Annotated in this window: 13 protein-coding genes and 1 riboswitch; of the genes, 7 read left to right on the top strand and 6 right to left on the bottom strand. The window is 46.1% G+C overall.

Going from position 1 to position 18,435, the window contains the following annotated elements; all coding sequences use genetic code 11:
- The first annotated feature begins 50 nt into the window (after nucleotides 1-50).
- Nucleotides 51-707, top strand: coding sequence for a ribose-5-phosphate isomerase RpiA (rpiA, locus tag M1D72_RS09145; RefSeq protein ID WP_390191735.1), 657 nt, complete (start codon nucleotides 51-53; stop codon nucleotides 705-707).
- Nucleotides 708-970: 263 nt separating this feature from the next.
- The gene (serA, locus tag M1D72_RS09140; RefSeq protein ID WP_456296680.1) at nucleotides 971-2,200 is read left to right on the top strand and encodes a phosphoglycerate dehydrogenase; all 1,230 of its coding nucleotides are present in this window, start codon (nucleotides 971-973) and stop codon (nucleotides 2,198-2,200) included.
- A 67-nt stretch (nucleotides 2,201-2,267) separates the two neighbouring features.
- On the opposite strand, the gene ilvN is transcribed toward serA, so the two are convergent.
- From ilvN to M1D72_RS09110, 6 genes are all read right to left on the bottom strand, one after another.
- On the bottom strand, nucleotides 2,268-2,762 hold the full coding sequence (ilvN, locus tag M1D72_RS09135; protein ID WP_390191932.1) for an acetolactate synthase small subunit: 495 nt from the start codon (nucleotides 2,760-2,762) through the stop codon (nucleotides 2,268-2,270).
- A 2-nt stretch (nucleotides 2,763-2,764) separates the two neighbouring features.
- Complete coding sequence (locus M1D72_RS09130; RefSeq protein WP_456296679.1) at nucleotides 2,765-4,489, bottom strand: acetolactate synthase 3 large subunit; 1,725 nt, start codon at nucleotides 4,487-4,489, stop codon at nucleotides 2,765-2,767.
- Between the two features lie 419 nt (nucleotides 4,490-4,908).
- Nucleotides 4,909-6,717 carry an AMP-dependent synthetase/ligase gene (locus M1D72_RS09125; RefSeq protein WP_456296678.1) on the bottom strand — a complete coding sequence of 603 codons (1,809 nt, stop codon included), beginning with the start codon at nucleotides 6,715-6,717 and terminating at the stop codon, nucleotides 4,909-4,911.
- A 172-nt stretch (nucleotides 6,718-6,889) separates the two neighbouring features.
- A complete protein-coding gene (gene leuO / locus M1D72_RS09120) occupies nucleotides 6,890-7,849 on the bottom strand; it encodes a transcriptional regulator LeuO (protein ID WP_390191746.1) in 960 nt (319 codons plus the stop codon).
- Nucleotides 7,850-8,240: 391 nt separating this feature from the next.
- Nucleotides 8,241-9,290 carry an MJ1255/VC2487 family glycosyltransferase gene (locus M1D72_RS09115; protein WP_456296677.1) on the bottom strand — a complete coding sequence of 350 codons (1,050 nt, stop codon included), beginning with the start codon at nucleotides 9,288-9,290 and terminating at the stop codon, nucleotides 8,241-8,243.
- Between the two features lie 3 nt (nucleotides 9,291-9,293).
- Nucleotides 9,294-9,821, bottom strand: coding sequence for a phosphatase PAP2 family protein (locus M1D72_RS09110; RefSeq protein WP_456296676.1), 528 nt, complete (start codon nucleotides 9,819-9,821; stop codon nucleotides 9,294-9,296).
- Nucleotides 9,822-10,004: 183 nt separating this feature from the next.
- A riboswitch (cobalamin riboswitch) is annotated at nucleotides 10,005-10,130 on the top strand.
- A gap of 120 nt (nucleotides 10,131-10,250) precedes the next feature.
- On the opposite strand from M1D72_RS09110, the gene M1D72_RS09105 reads away from it, so the two are divergent.
- From M1D72_RS09105 to leuB, 5 genes are all read left to right on the top strand, one after another.
- Nucleotides 10,251-14,555 (top strand): cobaltochelatase subunit CobN, encoded by a 4,305-nt coding sequence (locus M1D72_RS09105; protein WP_456296675.1) that lies wholly within the window; start codon nucleotides 10,251-10,253, stop codon nucleotides 14,553-14,555.
- Nucleotides 14,555-15,019, top strand: a complete 465-nt coding sequence (locus tag M1D72_RS09100) for a MotA/TolQ/ExbB proton channel family protein (protein WP_456296674.1) — start codon at nucleotides 14,555-14,557, stop codon at nucleotides 15,017-15,019. Before M1D72_RS09105 ends, M1D72_RS09100 begins: the two co-directional genes overlap by 1 nt.
- Nucleotides 14,994-15,332, top strand: a complete 339-nt coding sequence (locus tag M1D72_RS09095; RefSeq protein ID WP_390191758.1) for a DUF2149 domain-containing protein — start codon at nucleotides 14,994-14,996, stop codon at nucleotides 15,330-15,332. The genes M1D72_RS09100 and M1D72_RS09095 overlap by 26 nt, the downstream gene beginning before the upstream one ends.
- A gap of 356 nt (nucleotides 15,333-15,688) precedes the next feature.
- Nucleotides 15,689-17,236, top strand: coding sequence for a 2-isopropylmalate synthase (gene leuA, locus M1D72_RS09090; protein WP_390191761.1), 1,548 nt, complete (start codon nucleotides 15,689-15,691; stop codon nucleotides 17,234-17,236).
- A gap of 77 nt (nucleotides 17,237-17,313) precedes the next feature.
- Complete coding sequence (leuB, locus tag M1D72_RS09085; protein ID WP_456296673.1) at nucleotides 17,314-18,405, top strand: 3-isopropylmalate dehydrogenase; 1,092 nt, start codon at nucleotides 17,314-17,316, stop codon at nucleotides 18,403-18,405.
- The last annotated feature ends 30 nt before the right edge of the window (nucleotides 18,406-18,435 follow it).

Below are 18,435 nucleotides of genomic sequence, written 5' to 3'. Positions count from 1 at the left end.
AATTCGCGCAATTTATCTTAGCGGACACAGTGTCAATTCAGGAGATGAGCATGACTCAAGATGAAATGAAGAAAGAAGCTGGTTGGGCAGCTTTAAAATATGTTGAAAAAGACAGCATTGTTGGCGTCGGAACAGGCTCAACCGTTAATCACTTCATTGATGCTCTAGGGACCATGAAAGATGAGATCAAAGGCGCGGTATCCAGCTCTGATGCCTCAACCGAGAAACTGCAAGCACTGGGCATCGAAGTATTTAGCTGTAACGATGTCATGTCTTTGGATGTATATGTTGACGGCGCAGATGAAATCAACCCTGCTCGCGAGATGATCAAAGGTGGCGGTGCAGCGCTTACCCGTGAAAAAATCGTTGCGGCGATTTCCAAAAAGTTTATCTGTATTGTTGATGACACAAAAGCGGTGGAGGTTTTAGGCCAATTTCCGCTGCCTGTTGAAGTGATTCCAATGGCCCGCTCTTATGTCGCCCGTGAACTGGTTAAACTCGGTGGAGACCCCGCGTACCGCGAAGGCGTTGTCACCGACAATGGCAATGTCATTCTTGACGTACACAACATGCAGATCACCAATCCCAAGCAGCTTGAGCAACAAATTAATGCCATCGCCGGAGTGGTCACCGTCGGGCTGTTCGCTGAACGTGGCGCAGACGTAGTGATCACCGGGACACCAAACGGTGCTAAAATTGATGAGTAAAAGTTAAACAAATAGCGACTTTTCTGTTACTTAATTACATGTGGCGCCTGAAGGCGCCATTTTTTATTTTCTCCGCGGAAAAATTATGCCTTATTCCGTAATTTTCTTACCCAAACTAAAATTTTTTTGATAAGTTATTGTTCAGAAGACGCACAAGGAAAACGTTTGCTTTTCTAAAAACGACAAATGAAACTGTCTTTATTTGATGTTTAGGTCAATGTGCGCCAACCAAGCCCCATATTTCCATTTTAAGGACGAACATAATGGCCAAAGTTTCACTGGAAAAAGATAAAATCAAAATTCTGCTTCTCGAAGGCCTTCACCCTTCATCTGTAGAAGTGTTACAAGCTGCCGGCTATACCAACATTGAGTACCACAAAGGCTCCCTACCTGAAGAGGAATTGCTAGAAGCCGTCAAAGACGTTCACTTTATCGGTATTCGTTCCCGCACCAACCTCAATGAAAAAGTATTTGAAGCAGCCAACAAATTGGTTGCTGTCGGTTGTTTTTGTATCGGGACAAACCAAGTTGAACTTAACGCAGCAACCAAACGTGGTATTCCAGTATTCAATGCGCCATTTTCCAACACTCGTAGTGTTGCGGAATTAGTACTTGGTCAAATTCTTCTACTAATTCGTGGTGTTCCAGAGAAAAATGCCCTCGCTCACCGCGGTATTTGGAAAAAGAGTGCCGATCACTCTTTTGAAGCTCGCGGTAAAAACCTGGGTATCATCGGTTACGGCCACATCGGTACTCAGCTGAGTATTATTGCCGAAAACCTAGGCATGCACGTGTATTACTACGATATCGAGAACAAACTGTCACTGGGTAATGCACAACAAGTTCATACCATGAGCGAGCTGCTCAACAAGTGTGATGTTATTTCTCTACACGTGCCTGAAACCCCGGAAACCAAAAACATGATGGGCGAAGCAGAATTTGCGCGCATGAAACCAGGGTCAATCTTCATCAACGCCGCGCGTGGAACCGTGGTCGATATTCCTGCGTTATGCCAAGCATTGGAATCTGGCCACCTTGCGGGCGCCGCTGTTGATGTGTTCCCAACCGAACCGAAAACCAACGCGGACCCATTTGAGTCACCTTTGATGAAATATGACAATGTGATTCTGACACCGCACGTTGGCGGCTCAACACAAGAAGCGCAGGAAAACATCGGGGTTGAAGTTGCAGGCAAAATCGCCAAGTACTCAGACAACGGTTCAACACTTTCAAGTGTTAACTTCCCAGAAGTATCGCTACCAGAATTACGTGAGTGTTCTCGTCTATTGCATATTCACGAGAACCGTCCTGGCATTCTGAATCAAATTAACACCATCTTCGCTGAAGAAGGCATCAATATCGCGGCACAGTATCTGCAAACGTCTCCAGAAATTGGTTATGTCGTCATTGATGTGGAAACAGAACGCTCTGATGAAGCACTCGCAAAACTCAAAGGCATTGCAGGCACACTACGCGCCCGTATCTTGCACTAATGCGCTCGTTTTAGTCACAAAAAAGCCACCGAGTCGGTGGCTTTTTTATTCAACTAGCAGTGCGAAATTAAGCTTTCAGAGCCCGCTCACCACGTGCAATCCCAACCACACCACTACGAGCGACTTCAATCACATCCGTGACATCCGACATAGCGGTGACAAACGCGTCCAGTTTTTCACTGGTGCCAGCAATTTGCACCGTGTATTGTGATGAAGTGACATCAACGATCTGCCCACGAAAAATGTCAGACATGCGCGCCACTTCTGCTCGAGCGTAACCGCTGGCTTTCACTTTCACTAGCATTAATTCCCGCTCAATGTGCTCTTGCTCGGAAACTTCTTGTACTTTTAGCACATCAATCAATTTGTGCAGCTGCTTTTGAATTTGTTCAAGCTGCATCTCACTACTGGTTGTCGTGACATTTAAGCGCGATAACGTATCGTCATCTGTCGGCGAAACATTGAGGGTTTCAATGTTGTAGCCACGCTGAGAGAACAAACCGACCACGCGAGATAATGCCCCAGGTTGGTTTTCCATTAACACTGAAATCAAGTAGCGCATAATTAAGTTCTCTCCGTTTTGCTTAGCCACATTTTATCCATACCCTCACCGCGAATTTGCATCGGGTATACGTGCTCGGTTTCATCAACATTAATATCAACAAACACGAGACGATCTTTCATGTCTAACGCTTTTTGCAAGCCCGCTTCTAGCTCATCAGGTGTTGAGATTCGAATACCAACATGCCCATAAGCTTCTGCAATCGCTGCAAAATCCGGAACAGAACTCATGTAAGAGTTCGAGTGACGTCCTTGATAAATGATGTCTTGCCACTGTTTGACCATTCCCAAGAAGCGGTTATTCAAGTTAATGATTTTTACTGGAATATCATATTGAAGTGCCGTTGATAGCTCTTGAATATTCATTTGAATACTGCCATCTCCGGTAATGACTACCACTTCTTCTTGTGGTTTTGCATACTTAACGCCCATTCCGGCTGGCAAGCCGAATCCCATCGTGCCTAATCCCCCGGAATTGATCCAACGGCGCGGCTTGTTAAATGGGTAATAAAGAGCGGCAAACATCTGATGTTGACCCACATCAGAGGCAACATACGCATCACCTTTGGTGAGTTTATGTAGCGTCTGAACCACCTGTTGGGGTTTAATCCGCTCTGGAGAGGTTTCATAGGCCAAGCACTGACGATCTCGCCAGACTTGAATATCTTGCCACCAAGACTCAAGCGCTTGCTCGTCATTATTACCCCCCTGCTCGACCAGCAATTTCAACATGCTATCCAAAACTTTTTCCGCAGAGCCGACAATTGGCAGGTCGACGCGCACATTTTTGGAAATGGAGGAAGGGTCAATATCAATGTGCATTACCTTGGCATTGGGGCAATACTTTTCTAAATTATTGGTCGTACGGTCATCAAAACGAACCCCAACGCCGAAAATTAAATCCGCGTGGTGCATCGCCATGTTGGCTTCATAAGTGCCGTGCATACCCAGCATACCCAGCGCGTTACGGTGGGTCCCAGGAAAAGCGCCCAGCCCCATTAGCGTGCTGACAACAGGCAAATTAAGCGTTTCCGCCAGTTTGGTTACCTGTTTATCCGCTTCTGAAATCACAGCGCCACCGCCAATGTAAAGGACAGGCTTTTTAGCCTCAAGCAGTGCACGTAACGCCTTTTTAATTTGTCCTTTATGACCACTGGTCGTCGGTTTATAAGAGCGCAAGCTGATGCTTTCAGGATACTCAAACGGCAATTTATTTTGTGGGTTGAGTACATCTTTGGGTAAGTCAATCACCACCGGACCCGGGCGACCCGTGGTAGCAATATAAAACGCTTTTTTGATGGTCTCAGGAATATCTTCCGACTTTTTAACTAAGAAGCTATGTTTCACCACAGGGCGAGACACACCAACGATATCGCACTCTTGGAACGCATCATTACCAATAAGGTTATTCGGCACGTTACCAGAAATCACAATCATTGGGATTGAGTCCATATACGCCGTCGCTATACCTGTGATCGTATTGGTTGCACCCGGGCCTGAACATACGAGCACGACCCCAGGTTTACCGGTTGCGCGTGCATAGCCATCGGCCATATGGGTAGCGGCTTGTTCGTGACGGACGAGGACGTGTTTAATGTGGTCAGTTTTAGCGTGCAGAGCATCATAGATATCTAGCACGGAACCACCGGGGTAACCGAAGATCTGCTCAACGCTTTCTTCGATCAAAGACTGGACGACCATTTCGGCGCCAGACAACATTGCTGCCATATTGTTCTCCTTGCCAATATCAAAAAGTCAGGTCAACTTCTCTCTTGGCTGATACATAGTTAGGGCTTATTCGTAGCCTAATTCGAAATATTTCACTTCGGCTCTATGTCTTATCAGGCTGTCATAACAACCAGTAAGTGCATGGCAACAATGTAACTCGGAACGGAACAGCGATCCATTGGGAGTTGGATCACCTTTTAAACAACATGCTAAAAATATCGATAATTTCAGTTTATTTCACTACAACCTGATAACAAATTAGAAAGATACGACAAGCTCGTGCAGAAAAAAGTGAAAAAATATAATTAAATCGACGAATATCATTCGCTAAATCCATCGACAACCAGAAACCCGCGATCAAAAAAACCTCGCGTCCAGTCGGTTCACGAGGTTTTAATTGTTGGCGAAAAGACGAGAAATTAGGCTTTTTTGTCTTTATCGTCGTACATTTCGTCGATTTCTTGCTGATATTTGTTATTAATAACCTTACGACGTAGTTTTAAGGTAGGTGTCAGTTCACCATCGTCCATTGAGAACGCTTTTGGCAACAGCTTAAATTTTTTCACCTGCTCAAACTTAGCCAATCCCTGCTGCAACTCTTCCACCCGCTTTTCAAACATGGCAACAATTTGATGATGCTTCACCAGCTCTAAACGATCGTGGTATTTGATGTTTAACTCTTTGGCATACTCTTCCAAACTATCAAAACACGGAACAATAAGTGCCGATACAAATTTACGGGTATCGGCAATAATCGCAATTTGCTCAATGAAATGATCTTTGCCAATCGCACTTTCAATCATTTGTGGGGCAATGTATTTCCCACCGGATGTCTTCATCAATTCCTTGATGCGATCGGTAATAAATAGGTTGCCATTTTCATCAATGTAACCCGCATCGCCAGTTTTTAAAAAGCCATGCTCATCAAACGTATTGGCTGTTTCTTCCGGCATTTTATAGTAGCCACGCATCACCATCGGCCCACGGACTAAAATCTCGTTATTCTCGCCAATTTTAACTTGAGCCCCCGGCATCGACATACCAATGGAGTCTGGGTTAAAGCACTTATCATCCCAACAAGAAACCGTAGCGGTCGTTTCTGTCATACCGTAGCCAAGCTTGACATTAACGCCAATCGCATGGAAAAAACGGCCAATGGTTTCATCCAGTTTCGCGCCACCACACGGCATAAAGTTAATTCGTCCACCGAGTACAGCGCGCATTTTGGATAACACCAATTTATCCGCCAATTGATAACTACGGGCTAACAACCAAGAAGGTTTAGTGTTTTGCTGATGACACGCCGCCATTTTGGCCCCCATATTCACAGCCCAAGTAAACAGAACCTTTTTATGAACAGGCGCCTTCGATACTTTTTCATGAATGGCTGAGAACACTTTCTCATAAAAACGGGGAACGGCAGACATCACGGTCGGCTTGACTTCGGTTAGTGCTTCACGCACCAAACGGGTATCTTGCAGATAGCTAATGCTCGCACCACGGTACAGAACATAAAAACTCCAAGCGCGCTCAAAAACATGGGACAAAGGTAAAAAGCACAAAGAGACATCCTGCTCACCCAGTTGCAAGCGTTGATCATGGCCCTGTAACTGCGCGGCTATATTGGCATAATCCAGCATGACTCCTTTCGGTTGCCCTGTGGTTCCAGAGGTATAAATCAGAGTAAATAGATCATGCAAATTCGCCTGTGACAGACGCGAATCTAACTCAGCCTGATAGTTATCAGAACCTCGCGCGGTAAAGTCAGCCCAATGCACAGCAAATGGCGCGCCTTGCAGATCGATATCATCAGACATCGCCACCAGCCATTCCAACTGTGGACATTGTTGGAAAATATCGAGAGCCGCATCATATTGTGCCTGTTCACCAACAAACAGTATTTTTACATCAGCATTTTGCAAAATATACGCGGACTGTTCAGCGGTGTTGGTTGGATAAATAGGCACCGTAACCGCTCGCACTTGCATTGCAGCGAAATCAGTAATCGTCCAGCGCGGCATGTTCGACGAGAAGATGCCAATCTTATCCTGAACATCAATCCCGTATGCCAATAAAGCCCGCGAAGCTTCGTCGATCTGAATACCAAAAGACTTCCAGCTGATCGCTTGCCAGGTTTTATCCACTTTATGTTGTAGCGCAACGCGCTCCCCGCCTTTAGCGGCCTGCTCTCGTATACGGCTAACAATATGAAAATCTAAATAGGCCATGCTCTTTTATACCTTTGGGCTTACAGCTGTAAGCTAACTTGAGCGAACAAGTGTATCGCCAAGTCAAGAAAAGGCAACTGACAAGGGTCAAACTTGAGAGGGTATAAATTGTAAAAAACCTTGAATAGCGACACTATCCAAGGTTTTACGTTTATAACAGCGAGCTCAAAGATTAAGCTTGGGCAACCACTTCGCCGCAAATCACCATTAATTGATCACGTAACCAGATATGGCCTTTGTCTTTTTCGCTCGACTCATGCCAGCTCAAATACCCACTGATTTGTGAATTGGTGTATGGCAATGGAAGGACTTGCAATTGATCCTTGTTCACCGCATTTTCAACCATCCAACGAGGAGCAATGGTCACCAATTCAGATTGACTCACTACGTAAAGCACATTACTCAGGCTGGTACCTTCATAGTAGCTTTTCACATCCAAATCGCTGTAAGCCAATTCAGAGAAACTGCGTAACCCGTGAACATGGGACAATTTTGCATGGCGCTCTTCAAGAAGATCAGGGGCAGTCACAGAACCCTGAATACGCGGGTGTGATTTGGACGCCACCACGACTAATTCATCTTGGAAGATTTCAGTGCTGGAATAACCTGGTTCATCAAAGCGCGAGTAATCGATAATAAAGTCGATCTCTTGAAAACGTAAACGCTCAGCCAAGTTGCTTGAGAATTCCGCATCGAGATGCAGCTGTACATTCGGTGCTTTACTATGGATGGTTTGCATAATGCGCGGGGCAAAACGCATATCACAAGGACTACAGATCGCCATTTTAAATAAACGCGTTGAAGTGTCTGGCGTAAAAATAGAGCTCGGTAATTCATTGCGGATCAATTGCAAAGCTTGACGAACAGGCCCAAACAATTGACGAGCACGTTGAGTTGGTTGAATACCGCGACCTTGGCGCATAAACAACTCATCGTTAAACATGACTTTAAGACGCGCAACAGCGTTACTTACTGCCGGTTGAGACATACCTAAATTGTGTGCAGCGCGAGTAATATTTTGTTCCTGCATTACTGCGTCAAACACGGTCAGTAGATTAAGGTCTACTCCTCTTAGCGTACTCTCCATTCGGTAGCTAGAAATTGCATTCATTGGTTCTTTTTTGTCTAACATTGATAAAACGCCTCTGTATTCGTCAAACCTAATAACGATAACTTTCAAAAAATCGGAATAGATAACCAAGGATTCTTATATTTGTGTTTTAGATGAATCTTTGGACAGCGCTACTATCTGCGAATCAATAAGCCCTTATCAACAGTGTTGATATTTAATCAGTATTTTTTACCCACAGTTCAGGAAAAAACCTACAAAACAAACGCTTATATACAGTATAAAAAACCCTAAAAATATTTTCAGGCTGTTTTTAGAATAATTTTCGCAGCCGATAGAGGCGATTTATCGGAATTTTCCCACACATTCATCAGAGTAATGAATATTCAAAAATAAAAACACCCACTCACAAGTGAATAAACCCAACACTTGTCAGCGGGTGATAGAGGCAGAATTAAGAGAAGGAGACGTATTCTGGAAAGTTGACCTTATCCCACAATTGGTCACTTAAAGACGCGCTGTTATGCCATTCACCACTGAGGATCCACTCGGTGATCGCATCCGCCACATTCGGGAATTGCACTTGATCCGCTTGCTTTTCGTCTAACCAGTCACGGACCGCAGCGGCATCCAAATAATCCATTGAATGGGCTAAACCTAAATGTTCTAACGTCGCGACATTGGTCAATTGCTCAAACTGACCAGCCAGAGGTTTGAGTAATAACTTCTTACCTAAACTCAATGCCTCTGAAGGTAATTCAAACCCACCATTGGCAATAACCCCACCGCAACGCAATAAGTGATGTTGAAAGTTGGGCTGTGATAAGGGTTGATACTGGATATTTTCTTCCTGATAAGGCGCACTAACCTCTGGGTGATAACAGACAAATGACTGTCGAGTAAAACGAAATAACAAGTCACTGATCGCTTCTAGGCGTTCAAAAGGCAAGTACACCAACACAAAAGCCTCATGACGAATGGCTTGTGAGCCATGAGTATGAATAATTGGTGGCAGAAGCGGTTGATCAAAGTGATACCAGTGCAAACCAATACTGAACTTTGTGGGCGCAAAATACTTAACGACTTTTTTATCTACCCAGTTCGCGCCTTTGACCGGAATAGGATAACGAAAGGCGTTTTGATGGCTGATACCAATCGTCGTGATATTTTGCTGTTTCGCGGCCCAAGCAGAAACAGGCTCAAAATCATTCAAGATTAAGTCGTATCCAGAGAGATCCAGCTCCGCCACTTCACGGCGAAATTGCCAGAGATTATTGTTAGCGGCAGTCTGCCAGTAATTCACTTTGCCTTTATCAACACAGAACGTCAGGCCACGACGAGTCTCAAAGTCGCCAAATGGCTCCATCGAAAAATACTTATTCCGCTCACGACCTGAAAACAAGAAGTCCACTGCAACGTTTTTATTTTCAAACGATTGCTGCATTGCGCGAGCCCGAGCAATATGTCCATTTCCCGTCCCTTGAACGCCAAATAATATTCTCAACCTCTACCCTCCCATCACACTGATTGCGACCACTGCGCAGCTAGTGCCGAGTAATGCACCAATCACAACATCGGTAAGAAAATGAACGCCTAACAACACACGAGAGACGGCAATGGCACTCGCCCAGCTCATCGCCAATATTTGCGTGTCTGAGTAGAAATGCCCGAGCAGCACCGCCATTAGAAACGCAGCGCTGGTATGTCCAGAAGGCAAACTATATCGATCAGAAGGGGTAATAAAGGAGGTTAATAGTTCAGACAATTCTTGCGGGCGGCGGCGTTTAAACAGATTTTTGGCTAACCAATAGATTGGCAGTTCGATGGCAAAGGCCAACAGGCCGGTCATCAAAAATACAAGCCCGATCGGCCCATCAACAAACCAAGCTAACGCCCCAATCAACGCATAAAGGTGGCCATCACCGGTATGGGAAATGGCTTGGCTCACTCGAGCGACAGGCAAACTGAATTTATGGCGCAAACACAACTGTGAGAATGCAAAATCTAACTTTGCAATCGGTTCTATAGTACGCATTACCGACTCCTTCTTTGACGGATTACCAATCACGTTAAAGAGCCAAAATGACAGTTCGGTGACGTATTATTGGTAAATTGATGAAAATTCCACCAGCATCAAATTCACCGTTTGCTTATGGTTGCTTTTATATAAGACTTACTGAATAGCGACTATTTATTGACCTAACAAATAGAACCCTCTATAACAACCCATCTAAACTTTGCCCTCATCGGCATAACCAAGGAACTCGGTGCGAATCCGAGGCTGTACCCGCAACTGTAAGTGACCTATCACAAGCCAGATACTTGGGGTTTAAATACGGATTAAAACACGTCACCGGGCGGGAATACCTGGCACTATGTCGTTGGTCTTTTACATCACCTTTTCTCCGACATCAGTCCTCAGAACAATTCTCCCTTAAGGCAAAGCATTCCCTTGAGGTTAGATATGCGCATTTTGTTTATTTTATTTTTGATGTTAATGAGCGCCAGCAGCAGCGCAGCACAACATCAACTGCTGTTGATTGTCTCACAGCGCAACGCAGAAACCATTGCTCAAGCAGTGGAACAATTTCACCAGCAAACACCGAATATTCGCATCACGGCGCGAACGGACACACAATGGTTAGCCAGCTCATCCACCACTCGCCAACAATTGCTCACTCATAGCCAAGCGCTAGTGGGAATTGGGCTGTATGGGGCCATTGTTGGCGAACTAGAACATGATTTACAGCTCAATGCGCCAGACACCCTGCTGATTTTTAGTAGTGACCACCGACTCGTCGGATTAAGTCGCTATCAACAGCAGCAACAATTTTCTGCTCCTGAGCAATTAACTACCTTGGCCGCGCTAAGACCCGATGATCAGTTCCAAACTTGGCTCAGTGCGCTGCTTAAACAAAATCCACAACAAGCACCTTGGTTAACGGCTCGCGGCTATTGGCAAGCTGGCGGTGTCGACAACACTCGCCACTTATTGACTTGGCTTGCTCGTCTTTGGGATAACTCACTCACTCCAGAACCTGCAACGGCGCAACCACGCCTCAGATGGTGGTATCAACAACAGTATTATTCGCAATTGCCGACAATGCCCCACCATCAGCCGATTGTAATGCTGCTTGATCATAGTGGTGGCACGCGCCCGAGTGACAGCAAGGTATTCCAACAGTTGTGTCGACAAATTGAAGACACTCATCACTTGCAATGCCTCGTCGGGCTTGCCGCCTGGGGAGACGCCAGTGTTCAAGCGATTGAGACACTGAGTACGATAGAACCACGCTTAGCCGCAATTGTGATGTTACAAGATTTCGTAATTGGTGGTGGGAAAGGAAGAGAACACGTCACCGAGCAGTTGACCAAACTTAACGTTCCTGTACTCAAAGCGATCAAACTTCGTGATCGAACCGCCAAGCAATGGCAACTCTCTGCCGATGGCATTCATTCCGATAAAGTTTACTACCAAGTGGCAATGCCAGAAATTCAAGGTGCTAGTCAGCCAATAATCGTCGCAACCGCAGGACAAGTACACCAAGATCCCTTATCTGGCATTGAGATTCAGCCGATTGAACCTGAGCGACAAGGAATGCAAGTCATCAGTCAGCGAGTCAAACGCTGGGCGACTTTACAAACCAAAGCCAACAAAGATAAGCGCGTTGCGATTGTCTACTATAACCACCCTCCAGGACGCCACAATATCGGCGCGGACAACCTTGATGTTCCTGCCTCTTTATGGCAAATCTTAAATCGCCTCAAGCAAGCAGGATATCAAGTCGGTACCTTACCCAATTCACAGCAGGCATTGCTGGATGATATTCAGCAGCGTGGAGTCAACCTCCCCAATGACCGACACGCGCTGGAAACCATGAGTGCAACAATTCCAACAATGAATATCGCGCAATATCAAGACTACTTCGCGACACTGCCAAGCTCAGTACAAGATGAGATGCGTTATGGACCATTTGGCCGCTTGCAAGCGCAGTTACAATCCGCACTTAACGCCAAACTACCGCAGCAAGCGCATGCTTTACTCACTAGCACCATGGAAGAAATGGTGCATTTGGTCGAAGGGGTGGATCATCCGGCGCGAGCACGAGCGCTCTCTTTGCTAAAGCAGTTGAAAACCTGTTACTTGAGCGAAATCGAGAATTCTGGCCCAGCTTGCTGGACGCAAGCCAAAAACATTGTAAAAGCGTTGCAGGAAACGGGGATTGAAGGCCTCGGCGGTTGGGGAGAGATTCCCGGCAATGTCATGGTGTATAACCAACAGTTGCTGCTACCTAGCTTGCAGTATGGGAATATCATGCTTAGCCCTCAACCACCAAGAGGCTGGGAGGTGAATCCAGAACTGCTACACGCCAACTTAGCCTTCCCACCCACGCACCAATATTTGGCTTACTATCATTATTTACGTGATGTGTTTAAAGCCGATGTCATCGTCCATGTCGGCCGTCACTCAACCTACGAGTTTCTGCCACACCGTTCCGTTGGTTTAGCCAATGATGATTACTCAAGAATCATTGCAGCCGATGTTCCCGGAATCTATCCGTATATCGTGGATGGTGTTGGTGAAGGCATTCAAGCCAAACGCCGTGGGTTAGCTGTGATGGTTGACCACCTCACTCCGCCACTCGAGAGCACGCCACTTTATGACGATTTACTGCAATTACGCCAATTAGTTGAAAGTTTTGAAGCTAATCACGACAGCCGTAATCAAACGCTTAAAAGCCAGTTAATCTCCCAAATTCGAGCCAAAGTAGACGCACTCGACCTCAAGCAAGAACTCGCGCAATCAATGTCTGCTGAACTCGCCGTTATGGGGATCGGCTTTGATCAAGTCAATGACGATATGCTGGTGCATGAAATTGGTCATTACCTCACGAACCTGCAAGAAAACTTCATGCCATATGGCCTACATATCTTTGGCAAAGATTGGCAGACGCCTGCCATTGATATGATGGTCAATTCCATGTCCCCAACATCAGATAGTCAACGTCAGCAGTGGCAAGCTTTACTCCGTAGTTCCCCTTCCTATGAAATGACGGCGCTGTTAAATGGGCTAAATGGCCGCTTTATCGCGCCTGGAAAAGGAAACGATCCGATTCGTAGCCCTGAAAGCCTACCGACTGGTCGAAATTTTTATGCTCTAGACAACAGCTTAATTCCTAGCCGAATTGCGTGGCAATTGGGTAAAGAGATGGCCAGCAATGCTCGCCACAATAATCCCTTCGATCCAACAAAACGTGAAGCACAAATATTATGGGCATCCGATGTCGTGCGCGATGAAGGCGTAATGATCGCTTTCGCATTAGATATGCTCGGCTTGGAGCCAGTTTGGAACAGTCGAGGGCTGGTTAAAGGCTTAAAGCGCCAACCATTACCCAGCGATCGCCAGCGCCGTGATATGGTGTTCACCACTTCCGGGCTATTTCGCGACCTTTACGCTCAGCAAATGCATTTGTTAGATAACGCCGTATTGCTCGCTCTCGATGCGTCAGCAGATATCATCGTCAAACAGCATCCGGCTTTAACTCAAGTTCTCGATATCGCATTGCAGCCACTCGGTAACCTGCGCCAGGGTGGTCAAGAGCCGTTGAGTCAAAACTTAGTCGCGGCTCACTGGGTACAAGACAGCCGCGATTTATTGGCTCAAGGCCTTAAACCGGAACAAGCCGCTTTGCGAGCTTCATTACGTATTTTTGGTGATGCTCCGGGCAGTTATGGAGCTGGCGTGAATCGCTTAGCCGAGCGTTCAGGGGCTTGGGAAAAACGCCAAGAGTTAGCCGATGTGTACCTAAGGCGGCTAGGTCATGGTTTCACATCACAACAATATGGTATCGCAGCAGAACAAACATTTCGTCACTTGTTAAGCGATGTGGAAAATACCTATTTCGGTCGTTCAAGCAATCTATACGGCCTCATCGACAATAACGATGCATTTGACTATTTAGGCGGCCTTAGCTTAGCGGTCGAAACACTATCTGGACAAGCCCCGAACAACTTCGTGATTAATCATGCCAATCCCCAAAAAGTGGTCACGGAACCGCTCGCGAGCGCGTTAAAACAAGAACTTAGAGGACGTTTCCTCAACCCAGAGTGGTTAACCGGCTTAATGAAGCACGGCTATGCAGGTGCTCGAACCATGGGCAGTGAATTTTTGGAGTACCTCTGGGGGTGGCAAGTCACTAACCCGACATTAGTCGGGGATTGGGCATGGCAGGAAGTGAAAGAGGTGTATATGGATGACCGCTATCAGCTCGGTTTAGACGACTTTCTCGAACAAGGGCACAACGTTCATGTTAAATCCAATATGTTGGCGATTATGTTGGTGGCGATTCACAAAGGATTTTGGAATGCAGACCAAGCGACGACACAGCAACTGGCTGATGAGTTTGCACAGTTGGTGATAAAACATGGGTTACCGGGCAGTGGTCATACGACGCCAGATCATCCGATGATGCCCTGGCTCAAATCGCTGCTCAGCGGCGATAAACGCCAAGCCTTTACCGAAGTTTTGCAGCAGGCGCAGCAAGACTCTCCCCAGCGCCAAGAAATTCACTCATTGAAAGAAGTCAAGCTAGAGCAAGAGTCGCAGCAACCGCAATCAACACAATCTGACTCTCAGCCCTCTGAGCCAAGTGCCTCCTGGTTGACTTGGCTAATCTCAGGCGTCATCGGCCTGTTTTTTGTGGCTATCATCATGCTGAGCTACCGCCAACATCGTCGCACAATAAATACCTTAAAAGGAGCATCTTGATGATTTACGGATACACATTGGGTCTACTTCACCATTTGGTCTCTTGGCTTCTTTATCCAGTAATGCTCGGTCTTGCTGTTTGCCTTTTGTGTCTGTTATGGGAATTCGGCATTTTGCTGAGCGAAAAATACAATGGTCTACGTGTTTTACAACACAGCACGATTAACGAGTTTGAACAATATGCCGCCAAACGTTTGGAACGTGTGGATCTGTTGGCTCGTAGCGGGCCAATTCTCGGTCTCATGGGCACACTCATTCCTCTCGGACCTGGCCTTGCGGCTCTCTCTGGTGGAAATATCGAGCAACTCGCAACGGCAATGACCGTTGCTTTTGATACCACGGTATTGGGCCTATTGATTGGCTTGTTCGGCTATATCTTCGGGCGCATTCGCCGCCGTTGGTATGAAGTGACGTTATTAGAAATTGAAACGAGAGAATATGATGAAGCCGCAATCAACGCATAACCACCCTCCCCGTCTAAGGCTGCTAAAAGGGGGACGTTTTTCTCATCAAGAGACGGACCCTCTCAGCGGTTTCGCCAATATTATGGACGTGATGTTGGTATTTGCTCTTGGGCTGATGATCGCACTCATAGCTCAAAGCGATGACCTTAAACGTCATTTTTCACTGACTGAAGTAGAAGTAACCACCTCCGATGAATTGATAGATTTACCCGACCGAATGAAACAGCAGGGACAATCGCAACAAGGCATGGAAAGTGTCGGAACTGTCTACCGCGATCCTCAGACCGGCAAGCTGATTTTAATAGACCAATAATGGTGATAGACACTATCAAGGTAATGAAGAGAGCAAATTTCCACGTCAAACTGCGATTCAAGCTCGAAGTTGAATCAATTTGAATAAAAATTCGACTTTAGGGTTGACGTCACCCATGGAGTGCGGTACTAATTTGATAACTTAATTTTGTGGAAAGCTTAACAATCATGACAGCTCGTTTTTCTCTCCTGCTTAGCCTCCTCCTCATCGTGACCAGATCGCGCGGGTAGGCTGTGGAAGAAAAATAACCACACAAGATTTATCAAGCCCGCATCGAGATGCGGGCTTTTTTGTATCTCCATAAACACAACATGACATAACACGCACAACACAACATCGATAAAAAGGAAGCCAACATGAACGACCAAGTCATTATATTCGACACCACATTACGGGATGGCGAACAAGCGTTGTCAGCAAGCTTAACGGTTAAGGAGAAACTGCAAATTGCTTTCGCGCTGGAAAGACTCGGCGTTGATGTTATCGAAGCGGGATTTCCGATTTCCTCTCCAGGCGACTTTCAATCTGTACAAACCATTGCTCAAAATATCAAAAACAGCAGAATTTGCGCGTTATCACGCGCAGTAGCAAAAGATATCGACGCAGCAGCAGAAGCCTTGAAAGTGGCGGATCAATTCCGAATCCATACCTTCTTAGCCACATCAACCATTCATGTCGAAGATAAACTGCGTCGTAGCTATGATGATGTTGTCGAAATGGCAGTTAATGCGGTGAAACATGCGCGTAAATATACCGATGATGTTGAATTTTCATGTGAAGATGCAGGCCGTACACCAATTGATAACCTATGCCGTATGGTAGAAGCGGCGATCAATGCAGGTGCAACAACCGTTAATATTCCAGATACAGTCGGCTATACCATTCCTAGTGAATTCGGAGGCATCATTGAAAACCTATTCAATCGCGTCCCTAATATCGATAAAGCGGTCATTTCCGTTCACTGTCACGATGATTTGGGTATGTCAGTGGCGAACTCGATTGCTGCCGTTCAAGCAGGCGCTAGGCAAATTGAAGGGACCATCAATGGGATTGGTGAACGCGCGGGTAACACCTCATTAGAGGAAGTCGCGATGATCATCAAAACTCGTGAAAACTTCTTAGGCGTCAATACTGGCATCAAACACGAAGAAATCCATCGAACCAGTAAGCTTGTTAGCCAATTATGTAATATGCCAATTCAAAGCAATAAAGCCATTGTTGGTGCGAATGCCTTCAGCCATTCCTCAGGCATTCACCAAGATGGCATGCTAAAGAACAAAAACACTTATGAAATTATGACGCCAGAGTCAATTGGCTTGAAAAACCAAGCTCTGAACCTGACCAGCCGAAGTGGTCGTGCTGCCGTTAAGAGCCACATGGAAACCATGGGTTACAAAGAAGAGCAGTACAATTTGGATGTGCTGTACGAAGACTTCTTGAAACTGGCTGACCGTAAAGGGCAAGTGTTTGATTACGACTTAGAAGCGCTCATGCACTTCTCAAACTTGCGCGAAGAAGACGATTTCTACAAGTTGAATTACTTAAGCGTACAATCTGGTAGCGTGATGGCAACCACCAGTATTAAGCTACAATGCGGCGATGAAGAGAAAAGCGAAGCCGCAGTTGGAAATGGTCCTGTTGATGCTTTATATCAATGCATTTATCGCGTCACCGGTTACGACATCGTATTGGATAAGTTTGACCTAACAGCAAAAGGCGAAGGGGAAGATGGCCTAGGCCAAGCAGACATCATCGCTAACTATAAAGGTCGTAAATACCATGGTACTGGGATGTCAACTGACATCGTTGAAGCGTCCGGACAAGCCTTGCTACATGTGATCAACAGTATCCACCGAGCGGATCAGATCGAAGCCATCAAACAAAAGCAAATTGCAGCCGTTTAACGAATTTACCCCGAGCATTTCGCTCGGGGTTTCATTAGAATTAAGCACACGAAAAAATCTAAAATTTAAGGAAGAACATGACTGACAAGCGCTATCAGATTGCAGTATTGCCCGGTGACGGCATTGGCCCAGAGGTAATGGCCCAAGCCCATAAGGTATTGGATGCTATCGAAAAGAAACACAACATCACTTTTCATCGCGAGCAGCACGATGTTGGTGGTATTGCCATCGACAACCATGGAACACCACTACCACAAAGCACAGTTGCCGCCTGTGAACAGGCAGACGCGGTTTTGTTTGGTTCCGTTGGCGGCCCGAAATGGGAACATTTACCACCGAATGATCAACCTGAGCGCGGAGCTCTTCTTCCACTTCGTAAGCATTTTCAACTATTTTGCAATCTGCGCCCAGCGCAAATTCACCAAGGTTTAGAAGCCTTCTCTCCCCTGCGCGCCGATATTTCTGAGCGTGGTTTTGACATTGTGGTCGTTCGCGAGTTGACTGGTGGGATTTACTTTGGTCAGCCAAAAGGTCGTGAAGGTGAAGGTGCGAATGAAAAAGCATTCGATACCGAGGTATATCACCGCTTTGAAATTGAGCGCATTGCCAAAATTGCGTTTGAGTCTGCGCGCCTTCGTCGTAAAAAAGTATGCTCAATTGACAAAGCTAATGTACTACAAAGCTCAATTTTATGGCGTGAAGTGGTTGAAGAGATTGCCAAAGACTACCCAGATGTCGAGCTTTCTCACATGTATATCGATAATGCGACGATGCAGCTTATCAAAGACCCAGCGCAGTTTGACGTAATGCTATGTTCAAACATCTTCGGCGACATCATATCCGATGAATGCGCGATGATTACAGGCTCAATGGGCATGCTTCCTTCAGCGAGCCTGAACGAGAGCAAGTTCGGTCTTTATGAACCAGCAGGTGGCAGTGCGCCCGATATCGCCGGTAAAAACATTGCAAATCCAGTCGCGCAGATTCTCTCTGCCGCGTTGATGCTGCGTTACAGCTTAGGTGAAGAAGAAGCGGCGCAAAGCATTGAAGCCGCCGTATCCAAAGCGCTATCAGCTGGTGAACTCACCGGTGATTTAGCTGGCGACAAACCTGCACTCTCGACTTCAGACATGGGCGACACCATTGCCGCTTACATTCTGAATTCATAATAAATAAAGCAAACACAACAAAATAATAAG

The organism is Vibrio sp. AK197 (genome assembly GCF_053903115.1).
The sequence above is the reverse complement of the archived record's forward strand: the minus strand, read 5'-3'. Positions and strand labels throughout refer to the sequence as shown.